15 protein-coding genes are annotated in these 15,282 nt (G+C 69.4%); 4 read left to right on the top strand and 11 right to left on the bottom strand.

The genetic code is table 11. The features are described 5' to 3' along the window. Nucleotides 1-8: 8 nt before the first annotated feature. From ACTMS9_RS14420 to ACTMS9_RS14460, 9 genes are read right to left on the bottom strand one after another with little or no spacing between them, the layout of a single operon-like run. Complete coding sequence (locus ACTMS9_RS14420) at nucleotides 9-410, bottom strand: hypothetical protein (RefSeq protein WP_441146528.1); 402 nt, start codon at nucleotides 408-410, stop codon at nucleotides 9-11. Next, nucleotides 410-1,576, bottom strand: a complete 1,167-nt coding sequence (locus ACTMS9_RS14425) for an acyl-CoA dehydrogenase family protein (protein ID WP_441165173.1) — start codon at nucleotides 1,574-1,576, stop codon at nucleotides 410-412. Before ACTMS9_RS14425 ends, ACTMS9_RS14420 begins: the two co-directional genes overlap by 1 nt. Before the next feature lie 20 nt (nucleotides 1,577-1,596). Beyond that, nucleotides 1,597-2,628: a YeiH family protein gene (locus ACTMS9_RS14430; protein ID WP_441165174.1), complete on the bottom strand. Its 1,032-nt coding sequence runs from the start codon at nucleotides 2,626-2,628 to the stop codon at nucleotides 1,597-1,599. Continuing rightward, nucleotides 2,625-4,184 (bottom strand): long-chain-fatty-acid--CoA ligase, encoded by a 1,560-nt coding sequence (locus ACTMS9_RS14435; protein ID WP_441146534.1) that lies wholly within the window; start codon nucleotides 4,182-4,184, stop codon nucleotides 2,625-2,627. Before ACTMS9_RS14435 ends, ACTMS9_RS14430 begins: the two co-directional genes overlap by 4 nt. Further along, nucleotides 4,181-4,768 (bottom strand): RBBP9/YdeN family alpha/beta hydrolase, encoded by a 588-nt coding sequence (locus ACTMS9_RS14440; protein ID WP_441165175.1) that lies wholly within the window; start codon nucleotides 4,766-4,768, stop codon nucleotides 4,181-4,183. Before ACTMS9_RS14440 ends, ACTMS9_RS14435 begins: the two co-directional genes overlap by 4 nt. Then, entirely contained in the window at nucleotides 4,765-6,081 is a 1,317-nt protein-coding gene (locus ACTMS9_RS14445) for an MFS transporter (protein WP_441165176.1), read from the bottom strand. Before ACTMS9_RS14445 ends, ACTMS9_RS14440 begins: the two co-directional genes overlap by 4 nt. A 42-nt stretch (nucleotides 6,082-6,123) precedes the next feature. After that, nucleotides 6,124-7,176, bottom strand: coding sequence for a 3-keto-5-aminohexanoate cleavage protein (locus ACTMS9_RS14450; protein WP_441146540.1), 1,053 nt, complete (start codon nucleotides 7,174-7,176; stop codon nucleotides 6,124-6,126). A 34-nt stretch (nucleotides 7,177-7,210) separates the two neighbouring features. Continuing rightward, the gene (locus ACTMS9_RS14455; protein ID WP_441146542.1) at nucleotides 7,211-8,113 is read right to left on the bottom strand and encodes a TauD/TfdA dioxygenase family protein; all 903 of its coding nucleotides are present in this window, start codon (nucleotides 8,111-8,113) and stop codon (nucleotides 7,211-7,213) included. 26 nt (nucleotides 8,114-8,139) lie between these two features. Then, nucleotides 8,140-9,129 carry a quinone oxidoreductase family protein gene (locus ACTMS9_RS14460; protein ID WP_441165177.1) on the bottom strand — a complete coding sequence of 330 codons (990 nt, stop codon included), beginning with the start codon at nucleotides 9,127-9,129 and terminating at the stop codon, nucleotides 8,140-8,142. Nucleotides 9,130-9,155: 26 nt separating this feature from the next. Here ACTMS9_RS14460 and ACTMS9_RS14465 point away from each other — a divergent pair, with 26 nt between their 5' ends. Further along, nucleotides 9,156-10,334 (top strand): AraC family transcriptional regulator, encoded by a 1,179-nt coding sequence (locus tag ACTMS9_RS14465; RefSeq protein ID WP_441165178.1) that lies wholly within the window; start codon nucleotides 9,156-9,158, stop codon nucleotides 10,332-10,334. A gap of 605 nt (nucleotides 10,335-10,939) precedes the next feature. On the opposite strand, the gene ACTMS9_RS14470 is transcribed toward ACTMS9_RS14465, so the two are convergent. Together ACTMS9_RS14470 and ACTMS9_RS14475 are read right to left on the bottom strand one after the other, a co-directional pair. Next, on the bottom strand, nucleotides 10,940-11,119 hold the full coding sequence (locus tag ACTMS9_RS14470; protein ID WP_441165179.1) for a hypothetical protein: 180 nt from the start codon (nucleotides 11,117-11,119) through the stop codon (nucleotides 10,940-10,942). A gap of 638 nt (nucleotides 11,120-11,757) precedes the next feature. Further along, nucleotides 11,758-12,954 (bottom strand): helix-turn-helix domain-containing protein, encoded by a 1,197-nt coding sequence (locus tag ACTMS9_RS14475; RefSeq protein WP_441165180.1) that lies wholly within the window; start codon nucleotides 12,952-12,954, stop codon nucleotides 11,758-11,760. Nucleotides 12,955-13,321: 367 nt separating this feature from the next. On the opposite strand from ACTMS9_RS14475, the gene ACTMS9_RS14480 reads away from it, so the two are divergent. The 3 genes from ACTMS9_RS14480 (at nucleotide 13,322) to ACTMS9_RS14490 (ending at nucleotide 15,248) form a co-directional block, all read left to right on the top strand. Next, the gene (locus ACTMS9_RS14480) at nucleotides 13,322-13,783 is read left to right on the top strand and encodes a hypothetical protein (protein WP_441165181.1); all 462 of its coding nucleotides are present in this window, start codon (nucleotides 13,322-13,324) and stop codon (nucleotides 13,781-13,783) included. Between the two features lie 239 nt (nucleotides 13,784-14,022). Next, nucleotides 14,023-14,370: a hypothetical protein gene (locus tag ACTMS9_RS14485; RefSeq protein ID WP_441165182.1), complete on the top strand. Its 348-nt coding sequence runs from the start codon at nucleotides 14,023-14,025 to the stop codon at nucleotides 14,368-14,370. A gap of 78 nt (nucleotides 14,371-14,448) precedes the next feature. Further along, nucleotides 14,449-15,248 (top strand): IS5 family transposase gene (locus tag ACTMS9_RS14490; RefSeq protein WP_441165261.1). Its coding sequence is split into 2 segments (ribosomal slippage): nucleotides 14,449-14,785 and nucleotides 14,785-15,248, totalling 801 coding nucleotides; the frame shifts between segments, so codons are not numbered across the junction. Nucleotides 15,249-15,282 lie beyond the last annotated feature (34 nt).

Consider the following 15,282-nt stretch of genomic DNA (forward strand, 5'->3'; position numbering starts at 1 on the left):
TGCGGTCGCTACTGTCCCGGCAGATTTGGCATCTCGACGAGTTGGGCGCGCCGCTGCCACAGGTCCGCGAGCCGCGACCGCGCGCGTCGATCACCAGCGGCTGCCGCCTCCCGCCACTGCTGTTCCGCCTCGGCCAGCCGGCCCAGCCGCTCCAGGAGGACGGCGAGGTAGACACGGGCGAACGAGTCGCCCGCGGCTATCGCGTCGCGCCACTCCCGCTCGGCGTCCGCCAACCGATCCAACCGGTCCAGCAAGGCGACGAGCCGGTACCGGGCGAACCTGGCCAACCGGTCGTCCGTTGCCACGATCTCCCGCCACATCACCTCGGCGTCATCGAACCGGCCCTGCGCCTCGAGGAGGATCGCCTGCCTTGACCGGGTGAATGGGTCGGTGGCTGCCGCTTGGTCCATCATGCGGGTCCTCCAGTCAGGAGGTGACGGGCCATGACGATGCGCTGAATCTGGTTGGTGCCCTCGTAGATCTGAGTGATCTTGGCGTCGCGCATCATCCGCTCGACCGGGAAGTCCTGCGTGTAGCCGTACCCGCCGAGGAGTTGGACCGCGTCCGTGGTCACCTTCATGGCCACGTCCGACGCGTAGCACTTGGCGGCCGCCCCGAAGTACGCCAGGTCGGGGTCGTCACGCTCCGACTTCGCCGCCGCCACGTAGACGAGCTGCCGCGCCGCCTCCAGCGTCATGCCCATGTCGGCGAGCATGAACTGGAGGCCCTGGAACTCCGCGATCCGCTTGCCGAACTGCTTGCGCTCCTGGACGTACGCGAGGGCGCAGTCCAGCGCTCCCTGGGCGATGCCGACCGCCTGCGCGCCGACCGTCACGCGGGTGTGGTCGAGCGTCTTCAGGGCGAATTTCAAGCCCTCGCCGGGCGCGCCGATCATCCGGTCGCCGGGCAGCCGCACGTCCTCGAAGAGCAGCTCCCGGGTGGGCGAGCCCTTGATCCCGAGCTTGCGCTCCTTCTCCCCGAAGGAGAACCCAGGGTCGGTCTTCTCGACGACGAACGCGCTGATGTTGGCGCCGCGCCGGCCGTCCGGGTCGGTCACGGCGAGCACCGTGTAGAACTCCGAGACGCCCGCGTTGGTGATCCAGGACTTCTGCCCGTTGAGGACCCAGCCGTCGCCGTCGGGCGTGGCGCGGGTGCGCATCGAGGTGACGTCGCTGCCCGCCTCGCGTTCCGACAGCCCGTACGAGAAGGTCGTCCGCCCCTGCGCCAGCGGTTCGAGGTAGCGGCGCTTGAGGTCGTCCGAGCCGCCGAGGATGAGGGGCATGCTGCCGAGCTTGTTGCAGGCCGGGATCAGCGACGACGAGGCGCAGGCCCGGGCCACCTCCTCGACCACGATGCAGGTGGCGAGCGCGTCGGCGCCCGCGCCGCCGTACTGCTCTGGGACGTGCGGTGCGTGGAAGTCCGTGGCGACCAGGGCGTCGTACGCCGCCTGCGGGAACGACGAGGTCTCGTCGACCTCGGCGGCGTACGGTGCGATCTTGTCAAGCGCGACCGCGCGGACGGCCTGGCGCAGGGCCTCGTGGTCGTCGGAGAGCCGGTACAGGTCGAACGCCGTCATCTTCACTCCAGTGAGTATCGCTACGAAGGGACGATCAGGGCCGCGGCGAGCCCGATGCCGGTGATGAACAGAGTCGATAGGGTCGCGACCGCCAGCGGTGGCCCGCTGCGCCGGACGAGGGTGCCGAGGTGGACGCTGGTGCCCATGCCGAACAGGGCGGCGCCGAGCGTGGCCACCTGGGTCGCGCCGATCCAGCCGAGCACGGCGACCGGGACAGCGCCGGTGCTGCGCAGCGCGGCGCAGGCGAGGAAGCCGAGGACGAACAGCGGCACCAGCGGTGGCCGGCGGGCGCCGGTGCCGGCCGCCGCCGACCTGCGGATCATGCTCACGGTCGCCACCACCGGCGCCAGCAGCAGCACCCTGGTCAGCTTGACGACCATCGCGGTCGCCACGACCGCCGCCCCGGCTGGACTGGCCGCGGCGACGACCTGGCCGACCTCGTGCACGCTGGCACCTGTCCATACGCCGAACTGAAGGTCGGTCAGGTGCAGCGGGCCGCGCAGCAGGGGCAGCGCGACCATGGCGGCGGTGCCGCACAGGGTGACCAGCGCGATCGCGGCGGTCGCGTCCTCCTCGTCGCCGCCCGCGGTCTCCTCCATCGCGGCGACGGCGGAGGCGCCGCAGATGGCGACGCCGGTGCCGATCAGCAGGCCGCGGGGTCCGCCCACCCGCAGCCGCCGCGCCAGCCAGACGGTGAACAGCAGCGTGGCCACCAGGGTGACGGCGACGACGGCGATGACCGGCGCGCCGAGCGCGGCCACGGCCGCGAGCGAGATGGAGAACCCCAGCAGCGTCACGCCGATCCGGAGCAGTTTTCTGGTCAACAGGCCGAGGGCGGGCCTGACCGCCGGGGGCAGCAGATTCAGGTTGGTGGCGACGATTCCCACGCCGACGGCCCAGGTGAGCACCCCGACCTGGGGCACCAACCGATGCCCCACCGCGGCGACCCCGAGGCCCACGGCGACGGCGGCGAGCGCCGGCGCCAGCGTGAGCGGACGGAGTCGGCCCGCGGTGGACGTGGCGACGTCGACGTTGACGTCGGTGGTGGTCACCTGCCGGCCAGCTCGCGCTTGAGGATCTTGCCGGTGGCGGTCATCGGCAGCGCGTCGGTGAACTGCACGATGCGCGGATACTTGTACGCCGCCATGTTCTCCTTGCACCAGGCGATGAGCTCGTCCTCGGTGATCTCCGCGCCCGGCTTCTTGATCACGAACGCCTTCACCTCCTCGCCGTGGCTCTCGTCCGGCACACCTATGACCGCGACCAGCGAGACCGCCGGGTGGGTGAGCATGACCTCCTCGATCTCGCGGGGGTACACGTTGAACCCCCCGCGGATGACCATGTCCTTGGCGCGGTCGACGATGTAGTAGAAGCCGTCCTCGTCGCGCCGGGCCAGGTCGCCGGTACGGAACCAGCCGTCCCGCGTCACCTCGACGGTCGCCCCGTGCCGCTTGTAGTAGCCCTTCATGATGTTGTGCCCGCGGATGGCGATCTCGCCGACCTCGTCGATGCCCTCGACCGTCTTCCACTCCGGGTCGATCAGCTTGACCTCGACCCCCCAGATCGGCACGCCGATCGAGCCAGGGCGCGGGTCCCGCTCGGGGTCGCTGAAGGTGGCCACCGGCGAGGTCTCCGAGAGGCCGTACCCCTCGAGGATCTGAACGCCGAACCGCTCCTTGAACTGCTTGATGATCTCCACCGGGAGTGACGCGCCGCCGGAGACCGCCACCCGGATGTTGCGGGCGATCTCCGCCACGTCGACGTCCTCGGTCAGGGCACCGAGCAGCCCCCAGTACATCGTCGGCACGCCCGCGAAGAACGTGATCTTCTCCCGCTGGAGCAGCGCCACCGCCTGATCGGCCGCGAAGCGCGGCAGCAGCACCAGCGTCGACGCGACCGCGAAGCCGGCGTTCATCTGCACCGTCGACCCGAACGAGTGGAACAGCGGCAGCGTGATGAGGTGACGCTCGTGGTCGGTGGCCAGCGCGCCGAAAAGGCGGTTGCAGGTGAGCGCGTTGAGCACCAGGTTGGCGTGCGACAGCTCGGCGCCCTTCGGCTGGCCGGTCGTGCCGCTGGTGTAGAGGATGACGGCGGTGTCGGTCTCGCCGGTGTCCACCGTGTCGAAGGTGGCCGGCTGGCCCGCGAGGGCCCGCCCGAGCGTCTGCGCGCGGTCGATCGGCGACGCGGCGCCCGGGTCCGCGGTGATGAGGAAGAAGTGCTCGCACCCGTCGGTCTGCTGGAAGCCGGCGAAGCCCTCGGCGCCCATCGGCAGATCGGCGGTGCCCTCGAAGCAGAGGTACGCCTTCGCGTCCGAGTCGGCCAGGTGGTAGGCGATCTCGCGGCCCTTGAGCAGGACATTCAGCGGTACGACCACCGCGCCGGCCTTGAGGATGCCGTAGTAGACGATCGGGAAGTACGGCAGGTTGGGGCAGGACAGCGCTACCTTGTCGCCCGGCCGGATGCCCCGGCTGGCCAGCAGGCCGGCCACCTGGTTCGCGGCGCCGTTGACCTGGGCGTACGTCAGCCTGGTGTCGCCGAGGACCACCGCGTCGCGGTCGGGGTGCCGGCGGGCGCTGTCCTCGAGCAGCGTGGCCAGGTTCAGGGTCATCGGGGTGCCTCCACGGTGTCGAGTTCCTTGATCAGCGGTTCGGCCGCGGGCCAGGGGCCGTAGCCGGACGCGGGATTGAGATGGCCCACGGCACCGAGGTCGCGGTACCGGCTGCCCCAGGCGTCCGCGAGCGCCCGGACCCGCGCCGGTTCGCCGAGGCGGTCGTCAGCGCTCGCCGCGACGATGCTGGGGAACGGCAGCGGCGCCAGCGGGACCGGCAGCCAACCCCGCTGCTCGAGCACGGCCAGGGACGGGTACTCGGCGGGCAGCTCCGCCGCCAGGTCCGGCGGCGTGGCGAGCAGCGCGCCGCGCACAATCCCATCCGGTACGCCGGAGCGGGCGGCCCAGTGGACAGTGACGATGACGCCGGCGCTGTGCGCCACCAGGATCACCGGCGCCCCGGCGGACTTCACGGCGTCGTGGACGGCGGCCACGCGGTCCACCAGGCTGGGGTTGTCGCGGCCGAGCGGCGGGACGGGCCGCACGTTCGGCAGGTCGGCGGCGAGCCGGGTCTGCCAGTGGTCGGCCACCTCCCCCCGCAGCCCGGGCACGGTGACGATCACCGTGCCCGAGCCGAAGGTCACGCCTTGCCTCCGCCGGCGGCGTCGAGGCGCGCGATGCTGGCCGGGTAGGCGCGCCGCCCCAGGATGAGGAAGACGATCGCCGCCGCGGCCACGAACGGGACGTACCGCATGGCGGTCGCCAGGCCCAGCCGGTCGGCGAGGATGCCCGTCACGATCGGACCGGCCGCGAGGCCGAGCAGGTTGTTGAACAAGGTGTACGTGCCGAACGCGGTGGCCCGGATCGACTCGGGAGTGAGCCGGGCCACCATCGCGCCGGTGGGCCCCGTCGTGCCCGCGGCGAAGAAGCAGCCCACCGCGAGCAGCAGCATCTGCAACCCGCCCGGCTTCACCGCGAAGGCCACGCCGAGGAAGACGAGCGTCACCGCCGCGAAGGCGATGGCGGTGGTCCACTTGCTGATCGGCCGGGTCCGCCCGACCCGGTCCGTGACGACGCCGCAAACGATCATGCCGGCGCCCATGACGAGGATGAACAGCGCGGCGAGCTTGGCGGCCTTGTCCGGCGCCATCCCGTGCGCTCGGTTGAAGTAGCTCGGCAGCCAGGCGAACAGCGAGCCGGCGATGAAGAGCTGGAGGCCGCCGCCGACGTACGCGAGGACGACCGCGGGCGTGGAGAAGAGCGTACGCAGGCGGGCGCGCTGCTGCCCGGCGGCCAGTTTGGGCCCGGTGTCGGCGTCGTCGTCGACCTTGTTCGCCGCCAGCTTGCGCTCGCTGATGAGCATCCAGTACAGCAGCGCAAGCGTCAGGCCTAAGATGCCCATCACGGCGAAGGCCCAACGCCAGCCGAACTGCACGGACAGCACGCCGCCGAGCGCGACGCCGAGCACGGAGCCGAACGAGCCGCCGGCCATGAACGCGCCGGTGAGCGACGCCCGTCGGTGCGCGGCGAAGACCGCGAGGACGACCGCGAGGCCGACGCTGCCGTACGCGGCCTCGCCCACGCCGATGAGGAAGCGGGCGGCGAGCAGCTGTCCGTAACCGGTGGCGAGCGCGCAGCCGATGGTGGCGAGGCTCCAGAGCACCGCCATGACGATGACCGACCTCACCCGCCCCCAGCGGTCGCCGACCAGTGACAGCGGCACGGCGAGGATGCCGACGGTGAGGGCCACGATGCTGGTCAGGCTGCCCAGCTGCGTGTCGGTGAGCCCCCACTCGTCCTTGAGGAAAGGGAACACGGCCGACAGGACCTGCCGCGACATGTAGTCCGACAGCAGCAGCCCGAAGGTGAGCGCGAAGACGACCCACGGGAAGACCCGCGAGATCCGGGCGGGAGTGGAGGTGGGGACAGGGACGTCCTCACTGACGTTCACAGCCATGGTCGCTCCAGGGGATGAACTGGGGGTGGGGGTGTTGAGGAGCTATGCGTGGAAGGTGAAGCCGAGCTGGCCCGGCTTGCGGTTCGGCGGGAAGCCCAGCTTGGCCAGGGCCTCGTCGGCGCTGTCCCAGAACTCGCCGATCTTGTAGATGTCGCGCGCTTCCTTGCCGTCGGCGACGCGACGGCCGAGCTCGTCCGCGATCCGTACGAGCTGCTCGATCTGCCGTACCGATGCGATCTTCTCGCCCTTGCGGTACCAGAGGTTGTCCTCGTTGCCGCAGCGAGTGTGCAGGCCCATGGCGATGGCCATGGTGTTGATCGGCAGGACGTTGCGCATGATGGATTCGAGCGTCAGGCACGCGCCGTCGGGCACCCGGCGGATGAACTCCATCATGTTGTACGGGTTGGGGCCGTCGAAGCCGCCGCCGATGGCCACCCACGTCACGTTGAACGGCCCGGTGTAGACGCCGCGGCGGATGAGGCGCTCCACCGTCTCCAGCTGCGCGACGGTGGCGAGCTGGAAGTGCGGCTGGATGCCGGCGGCCCGCAGGCGGCGCAGGTGCTCCTCCACCCAGGCGGGCTCGGCCGGCACGACCATGTTCCGGTACGCCTCGTAGAGCGCCGGCCGCTCGATGGACGTGCCGGCGATGTCATCGGCGGTCATCAACTCGACGATGTTCATCTGGTTGGTGTTGATAGCGATCGTGACCTGGTCCGGCGCCGGGTCGAGGTTGGCCAGCATGTGCCGCGCCTCGTCCTCGAGCCACTTGGCCTCCTCGCCCTCGTTCTCCGGGGCGAAGGAGATGGAGCCGCCGATCTGGAGGATCATGTCGGGCACGGCCTCGCGCAGCCGCCCGAGCAGTTCGTTGAACTGGGAGAGCCGCTTGGAGCCCTTGCCGTTCAGCTCCCGTACGTGGATGTGCAGCACACTGGCGCCGGCGTTGTAGCAGTCCACCGCGGCCTGGACGTGCTGGTCCATGGTGACCGGGAGGTCCTCCGGAAAGTCGGCCGGCTCCCACTCGGGCCCGTACGGCGCCGCGGTGATGACGAGCTTCTCCTGGTTCTCCGGGAAGAGCGAGTCGTCGAGGAAGTGCACAGGGGTCTCCTAACCGAGTTGGTGATCAGAAGGATCAGAAGGTCTTCTCGCCGATGACCCCGGCGCGCTCCATCTTGCGCACGGCGGGCCAGTAGTCCTGCACGGCGTAGTGCTGGGTGCTGCGGTTGTCCCAGATCGCGAAGCTGTTCTTCGTCCAGCGCCAGCGCACCTGGTACTCCGGGACGGCCGCCTGCCGGATCAGGTAGTTGAGCAGCTCGCTGCCGCCGGGTGTGTAGTCGAAGCCGAACCGCACGTTCGCCGGGGTGTGGAAGTTGGTGAAGTGCGTGGTGAACGCGTTGACGAAAAGCACCTTCTCGGCCGTCTCCGGGTGGGTGCGCACCACCGGGTGCTCCGCGTCGGGGAACCGCTCGTGCAGCGCCAGCCGCTGCTCGATCGGCATGTTCGCGCCGAACGACGCCTCGATGCTGTGCCGCGCCCGCAGGCCGTCGATGCGGGCCTTCATGTCCGCAGGCAGCCGCCGGTAGGCCTCGGCCATGTTCACCCAGATGGTGTCCCCGCCGACCGGCGGCGTCTCGACGCATCGCAGCACGCAGCCCATGGGCGGCGCCTCCCGCCACGTCGCGTCACAGTGGTACGCGTTCTCGTAGTGCTCCGCGGGGCTGTCCAGGTCCTTGTAGATGCGTACAAGACCGGGGTGGTCGGGGTCGCTGCCGGCCACCGGGTGGTCCTCCAACGGACCGAACCGCTCGGCGAAGGCGACGTGATCCGCCCGGCTGATGTCCTGGTCGCGCAGGAACAGCACCTTGTATCGGAGCAGGAGCGCCTTGATCTCGGCGAAGACGTCGGCGTCGTGCGCCGCGTCGGCCAGGCTCACGTTGCGCAGCTCCGCGCCGATGTGGACAGTCAACGGATGGACCTCGATGGAGCCGGCGGTGAACGCGCCGACCGGCGCGGTGTCGTCGATGGTGCCCTGCATGCGTGCCTCCTTCGGGGGTGGTGAGGTCAGTTGCCGGCGGTCTCCACGGAGAAGACCGAGGAGCCGATGCTGCGGCCGGCCTCCAGGTCGCGGTGCGCCTGCACGGCGTCCTCCAGCGCGTACCGCTGATTGATTTGGATCTTGATCCGTCCGGACGAGACGTGGCCGAAGAGCTCGCCGGCCAACGCCGCCCGCTCACTCTCATCGGCGATGTAGTCGGCCAGCGCCGGCCGCGTGACGAACAGGGAGCCCTTGATCGCCAGCTGCATCGCGTCGATCGGCGGCACCGGGCCGGACGAGGTGCCGAAGCAGACCAGCAGCCCGCGCCGCTTCAGCGCGTCGAGGGACTGGTGGAACGTCGCGTGGCCGATGCTGTCGTAGACCACCGGCACGCCGGCCCCGTCGGTCAGCTCGCGCACCCGGGCCGCGACGTTCTCGCGCGGGTAGACGATGGTGTGGGCACACCCGTGAGCGCGCGCGACCTCGGCCTTCTCATCCGTGGAGACCGTGCCGATCACGGTGATGCCGAGCAGGCTGGCCCACTGCGTGAAGATGAGTCCGACCCCGCCCGCCGCGGCGTGCAGCAGCACCGTGTCGCCCGGAGAGAGCGGCGCGATGCGCCGCAGCAGGTACGCGGACGTGAGGCCGCGCATCGTCATGGCGGCGGCCGTCTCGTACGGGATGGCGTCCGGCAACTTGATCAGCGGGGCCACCGACATCACTCGTTCGGTGCTGTACGCGCCGAGCGGGCTGCCCGTGTACGTGACCCGGTCGCCGACCCGGAATCCGGTGACGTCCGGACCGACCGCCTCGATGACGCCGGCAGCCTCGACGCCCATGCCGGCCGGCAGTTCAGCCGGGTAGAGGCCGCTGCGGAAGTACGTGTCGGCGAAGTTCAGGCCCACCGCGAGATGCCGTACGCGGACCTCACCCGACCGTGGTTCGCCAACCTCGATCGACTCCCACTGCATCACCTCCGGGCCGCCGGCCCGGTAGAAGCGAATGGCCTTCGCCACCATCGACTCCTCCGTAGTTTTCCGATTTGCGCTGGCCAGCGCCGCTGCGCCGGCCCGCGACCCTGGCAACAGTAGGCGTGACGGTGATCACATGCTTTACTTCCTGGGACAACTTTCTTAGCGGTTTGGGACAGGTGGTGCCTGTGGTGATATTGAGGCCGTCGATCCGCTACGCGTCCCTGAGCGGCTATCTGGAATTGGCGCTCTCCCTCGGGCTGGACCCCGGCGCGCTGATGCGCTCGATCGACCTGGATCCGGCCGATCTTGCGATCCCGGACAAGTGGGTGCCGGCGACGCGCGTCGCCCGCCTTCTGGAGTTGTCGGCACGCGCGTCCGGCCATGAGGACTTCGGCCTGCGGCTCGCCGAGTACCGCCAGCCCTCCACGCTCGGCCCGCTGAGCCTCGTCCTGCGGGACGAGCCCGACCTACGCAGCGCCCTAGGGCTGCTGATGCGCTACGAACACAGCTACAACGAGGCGATCCGGATCCGGCTGTCCGAGGTCAACGGGCTGGCGACCGTACGCCTGTGGCTGGAGCTAGGCGAGCCCGTGCCGTCCCGGCAGGGCGAGGAACTGGCCGTGGCGGCGCTGTACGGAATCATCCGGGATTTCCTCGGCCCCACCTGGCGGCCGCTGTCGGTGTGCTTCTCGCACGGCGCCCCCGCCGACGTCGACACGCACGCCCGGCTGCTCGGCGACCGGCTGCACTTCGGGCACGACTTCACCGGCCTCGTCATGTACGCCCGGGACCTCGACGCCCGCAACGCGGCCGCGCAACAGGACGGGCGGGCGCAGGCCACCCAGGCGCTCCGGTCGCTGGCCGCGCGGGGCGGCGCGGACACCTCGCACCGGGTACGGGAACTGGTGGAGGTCCTGCTGCCGACCGGCCGGTGCTCGGCCGACGAGGTCGCCCGGGCCATGGGCCTCGACCGGCGCACCCTCCACCGGCACCTGTCCCGCGCCGACGAAACCTTCACCACGATCGTCGACTCCACACGCGCCGGACTGGCCGAGCGCTACCTCGCCAACGACCGCTACAGCATGACCGAGATATCGGAGCTGCTCGGCTTCGCGGCGCCAAGCGCGTTCACCCGATGGTTTCGCCACCGGTTCGGCGACAGCCCGAGCCAGTGGCGCGCGCGCAGATCCGGCCTCCCAGCGCCGCGGCCGGCGCCTCCGCCGCGGCCGCAATCTGGCACGGTGTGACGGTTCCCACGCCCGATTTCGTCAACCCCGGCCGCCCCCGCCGATCAGTCGGACATGGGGACGCGCCCCGCAGACTGTAGCCGTCCAGGTCATCGCGGCTGGCGGTTCGCGCCGGGCCAACCGGGCAAAACTTGCACCTGCATCGCTAACGGAGCCAGGAACGCAGCAAAGCCCAGCTCAACGAGCCAGACCTTCACCTAGAACGAGATGTCCATATTATATGGGTGGGCGATACTGGGATCGAACCAGACCTCTTCGGTGTGAACTCTCGGCAAGGCGGTCGGACCGAGCGTCGTACGAGGTCATCCGGCCTGCTGAGGCTCGTCTTGGGCCCGTTCGGCTGGCATGGTTGCTGTACTTCGCTGCTGTACGGCTGCGTCGACGAGTCGGCCGCCCTGACCCAGCCGAGGAAGCGGCGGTGCAGCAGCCGGCCGGCGTCCAGGGCATGTCCTCGGCGGCCTGGACGAGGTAGGAGCCGAGATAGAGGGCGAGCGACACCGGAGCATCCGCGTACTCCGCGCGAAGCTCCCGCCTCCGCGTAGGGCATGGCCACGGCAGGCCGCAGCCTCCGCAGCTCCAGATCGGCATGACCGGGCCATGGGTGGTCACCGCACACCCTCCAGGAACCGGGCGGTGATCGTCCGAGCCTGCTGGCTGGTCGCCCATTCCACCTGCCAGCACGGGTACGGCGTCAGCCGGGACCACCAGGTGCGGCATCCAACGCACAGGCCATCGAGCCCTCGCACGTGCACCGACAGGATCACCTGTTCCTGGTCGTCTTTCACTGCGTCTCCTCACCCGGCCAGTGGCCACGGTTGATAGGGATGCGGTGCCGGGCACGGCAGGGCAGGTCGGCCCCACAGCGGCAAACTTGTCGCCACTTCCGCCAAGACCAAACAGGCCGGTGCCTGCGAGCCAGGGTGAGGGCGACAGCGGCCAGGTACTCCTCGTACGAGACGCGTTGCGTCCGGGGCACCGGAGCATCGTTGACATCCGCGCGCAACTCCCGGTGCCGGTTGGGGCATGGCCAGGATGTGCCACAACCGCCGCAATTCCAGAGAGGCGGCACCGGCCTGTGGGCGGTCATTCGCCGTGCTCGCCGAAGCGCGCCCCCGAGTCATGGGCGAGCGGCCCACCGTCCGCTGGCGAGTGCTGCTGTCTGCCTCGCGCCTGGTCCAACAGCCGCCGCCGGGCTGCCTCCTGCTCCCCTGCCTGGATGCGCTGTCCGATGCCAGGGGTAGCCGGCGGCGGCGGGAGGTACCGGCTGACGATCCGTCGCAGGAGTCCGACAGTCAACGTCACGTGTCCGGCCCTCCGTGTCGAGGGCGCGGAGGGTCACCTGGTGATGCACTATTCCGCGCCCGAGTGCACTGAGGACCAGCGTCACGCCGCGCGCGTCATCGATCCAGAAGGTGACTGTCCGCTAACCAGCCGTGCTGTCCGCTGGTGGTCGGCATCCAGGGGCGAACTCGGTGCACAGGTCGCGCAATGTCGCCGCCTCTGGCACCCCTGTCTGCTCCACCTTCGCCAGCAACTCGGCAGCCCGCCACCAGTTCGACGGCACTACGCGCCCGGACGCCACAGCCTGCGTTCCGAGAACGACCGCCTCGTCCGGCTGCCCGGCGGCGACCAAGGCAAGACCAAGGTCGAGACGAGCCGACGCGGACCGGCGGGGGCGCGCACCCCCATCGCCGTCCGGGTCCAGGTCGGCCAGCACCGCACGCGCTACCTGCTCGGCACCGGGATCACCCGCCCATGCCAAAGTCGTTGCCATGTACGCGGCGGCCTTGGCCGGGTCGTAGCGATAGTGGTGCTCGGCTCGCTCAGGAACCGGCAGATTCGCCGTCAGCCGCTCTACCCGGTCCAACGCTCGCCGGGTCGCACCGACGTCCCCCATCCGCGCCCACGCACGAGCCTCCTGAGCAGTCGCCTGGATGCAGGCAGAGCTGCCCTTCGGGGCGACCCGCTGAGCTTGGTGGGAAAAATCGAGCGCCGTCCGATAGTCACCTTGAGTCAGAACGTCCCAGGCCCGGGTTTCCAGACACCAGGCCTGGATCTCGGCGTGCTCAGCGTGTTCGGCAAGATCACGAGCGGCCCGCAAATGGGCAGCCGCCGCATGCCGCTGCCGCAGGTCGATGTGAACGGTGGCCCGCAGCACCGCCAACCAGCCGCCAGCAACCAACAACCGTCGTCGTTGAGCAAGCGTGACCCGTCCATCCAGCAATCGCCCGACATAGGCGAGGTGCCGCCGCACCAACGGCAAAAGGTCAGCCGGGGCCATCGTTGGATAGGCACTAGCAAGGTCATCAACACCCTGCTCGATCCGGTCCAGCACCTCCCTACTGACATCGCTGGCGGCAACTCTCGCCAGCAGCTCCCCGGCCTCGGCCGCATGGTCAATCGGTGCATCGACCAAGCGAGCAAGCATGCCCCCCGCGTCGAGAATCCGATCCAGGTGGCGCGCCGTGTCGACCGTTGGAGCCTTGAGCCCCGTCTCCAGCTCGTGCAGATGGCTCTTACTCCGATGGGCGAGCTGCCCGAGAGACCGAAGCGACAGACCACGCCGCTCCCGGAACTCACGCAAAGCTACGCCGAAGCGAGGGTCGACGGATGAGGCCATAGCGCCGCTCCAAGCTAAAGGGTTCAAGCAGACTCACCCGGCCGCAACCCAGCAAGCCACCGCTGTCGACGGTACCCCCGGTACGCCGCGCATCGATGACCTCTCGCTTGTAAGTTCTGGGCGCATCGTCCGGCGCCGTCCCGGACCGTCTCCCGCCTCGGCCGACCGTCCGTGCGATGCCGGACCCGGTCGTCTTCATCCCGGCCGGTTGCTGTCACCGCTGCTGTCGACATCACTGACAAGGTCTCCTTGCGTCATCAGGGATGTGGGAGCGATGAGCGCTCCGGCGGCAGATGCTCACCGACGTTGTTGAGCAGGCCCCACGTCGGGGGTAGTCGGACTGATCGGGTTCTGCCATCCTGGCCCGGTGAAGCCCAACCTGGAGAGGATCCCGGGGAAGCAGGACCGGCTGGCAGAGGCGATCCTCGCGCGCGTGCCGCGACGCATGGATCAAAGGTTCGTCAGTTCCCTTGATCCCTCTGCTTCACTCGCCCTGGGACGATACGGCGTCCGTCTCGCCACACTGGCGCTGAGGCAGAACTCTCCCGGCCTACTACGCCGTTCATTGCTTGCAACAGGGCTCGCAGGGTGTTTGGAACCCGACAATGCCCGGGACCTCATGGTGGGTTTGGCATTGCCGTGGATCGTGGCACAGCAGCTCGGTGCGTCCCCGGCCACAGTGTTCTTCACCGTCGCCGACAGTCTTCCGGATGGCCCGGTCGCCAAACTGTTCAAGACCTTCGGTGCCCGGACAGACATCACGTTGGAAGCCTTTGGCTGGGAATTGGTCACGACCGCCAGCGGCCCGGACTTCCGCCCGCTGTACTGACCACAAGGAGCATCCGGCGGCGTCGACGGGGCACCTTGTGCGCCCCCGGGTGACTCCTTGACCCCCAGGCAACCAACACGATCTCGTGAGCTGGCATGGGACGAGCGCTGAGCAGTGAACACCGTCCGACATCATCCCCGCACGTCCGTGTGTGTCCGTCGCGGTCGTCACTCAGTTAGTCACTCAGCCCGCGCTTCCCGATGTGCAAAGCCAGGTCCCGATGCAGCACCATGGACGTCATGGATCAGGAGACTGCGCGCCAGCGGTGGCACCAGGAGCACGTGGCATCCTGGCTCCAGCTCATCGCCACCCTCCGGAGTGAGGGCTGGGAGGCGCATCTGACCTGTGCGGCAGCTCCAGTGCAGGTGGAAGGCTCTCTGCCGAACGGTCAGCGCTTATACTTCCGCGCCCGCCACAGCGATGTGTCGCTGGGCATCGGAGGCGACGACCCCGCCGACATCCCCGAGTGGGAAGAGAGCGAATCGCACACGGAAGCCAGCTGGCTACCAGCAGCCGAGGGCGAGACCATCATCAGACGGCTTGCTTTCCGCTACGCACAGCAGAGCAATCCGACTAAGAGCTCCTAACGAAATGATGTTGGGCGTGTCCTCGGGACGTGATGATCGTTCACTCTGGATGTGAGGAGGGGTGAGCAGCCGCCGTGGATCGTCTCGGACGACCTGTGGGCCGAGATCGCGCCGCTGCTGCCACCCCGACTTGCACGCCGGCGCCGCTACCCGGGCCGCAAACCGCTCGATGACCGCAAGGTGTTGTGCGGGATCCTGTTCGTGCTCTACACCGCGATCCCGTGGGAGTACCTGCCGCAAGAACTGGGCTTCGGGTCGGGAATGACCTGCTGGCGCCGGCTGCGGGACTGGAACGACGCTGGCGTGTGGCAACGGCTGCACGAGGTCCTCCTCGGCAGGCTGCGGGCCGCCGGGAAGCTCGACATGTCCCGGGCGGTGATCGACGGCTCCCACGTGTGGGCGCTCAAGGGCGGCCCAAAGCCGGTCCGAGCCCGGTCGACCGCTGCAAGCCAGGCTCGAAACACCACGTCGTCACCGACGCGGGCGGCATTCCCCTCGCCGCGAGCCTGACCGGCGGCAACCGCCACGACGTCACTGAGCTCATGCCCGTGGTCGACAGGGTCCCGCCTATCAGGGGAATCCGGGGCCGTCCACGACAACGACCCGAGCGGATCTATGCCGACCGCGGCTACGACTTCGACAAGTACCGCCGTGAGTTGCGAGGCAAGGGCGTCACCCCGGTCATCGCCCGACGCGGCACCGACCACGGCTCCGGACTCGGCACCCGACGGTGGGTCGTCGAGCAGACCATCGCCCTACTGCACTGGTTCCGCCGCCTACGCATCCGCTGGGAGATCCGCGACGACATCCACGAAGCATTCCTCACCCTCGCCTGCGCCATCATCTGCTGGCGCAGACTCCAACACTCAAAGAGTTAGGAGCTCTAAGAGGAGCGTGTCAGCGCCCGACTGG

The organism is Micromonospora sp. L31 (assembly GCF_052068075.1).
GTDB classification, from domain to species: domain Bacteria; phylum Actinomycetota; class Actinomycetes; order Mycobacteriales; family Micromonosporaceae; genus Micromonospora; species Micromonospora purpureochromogenes.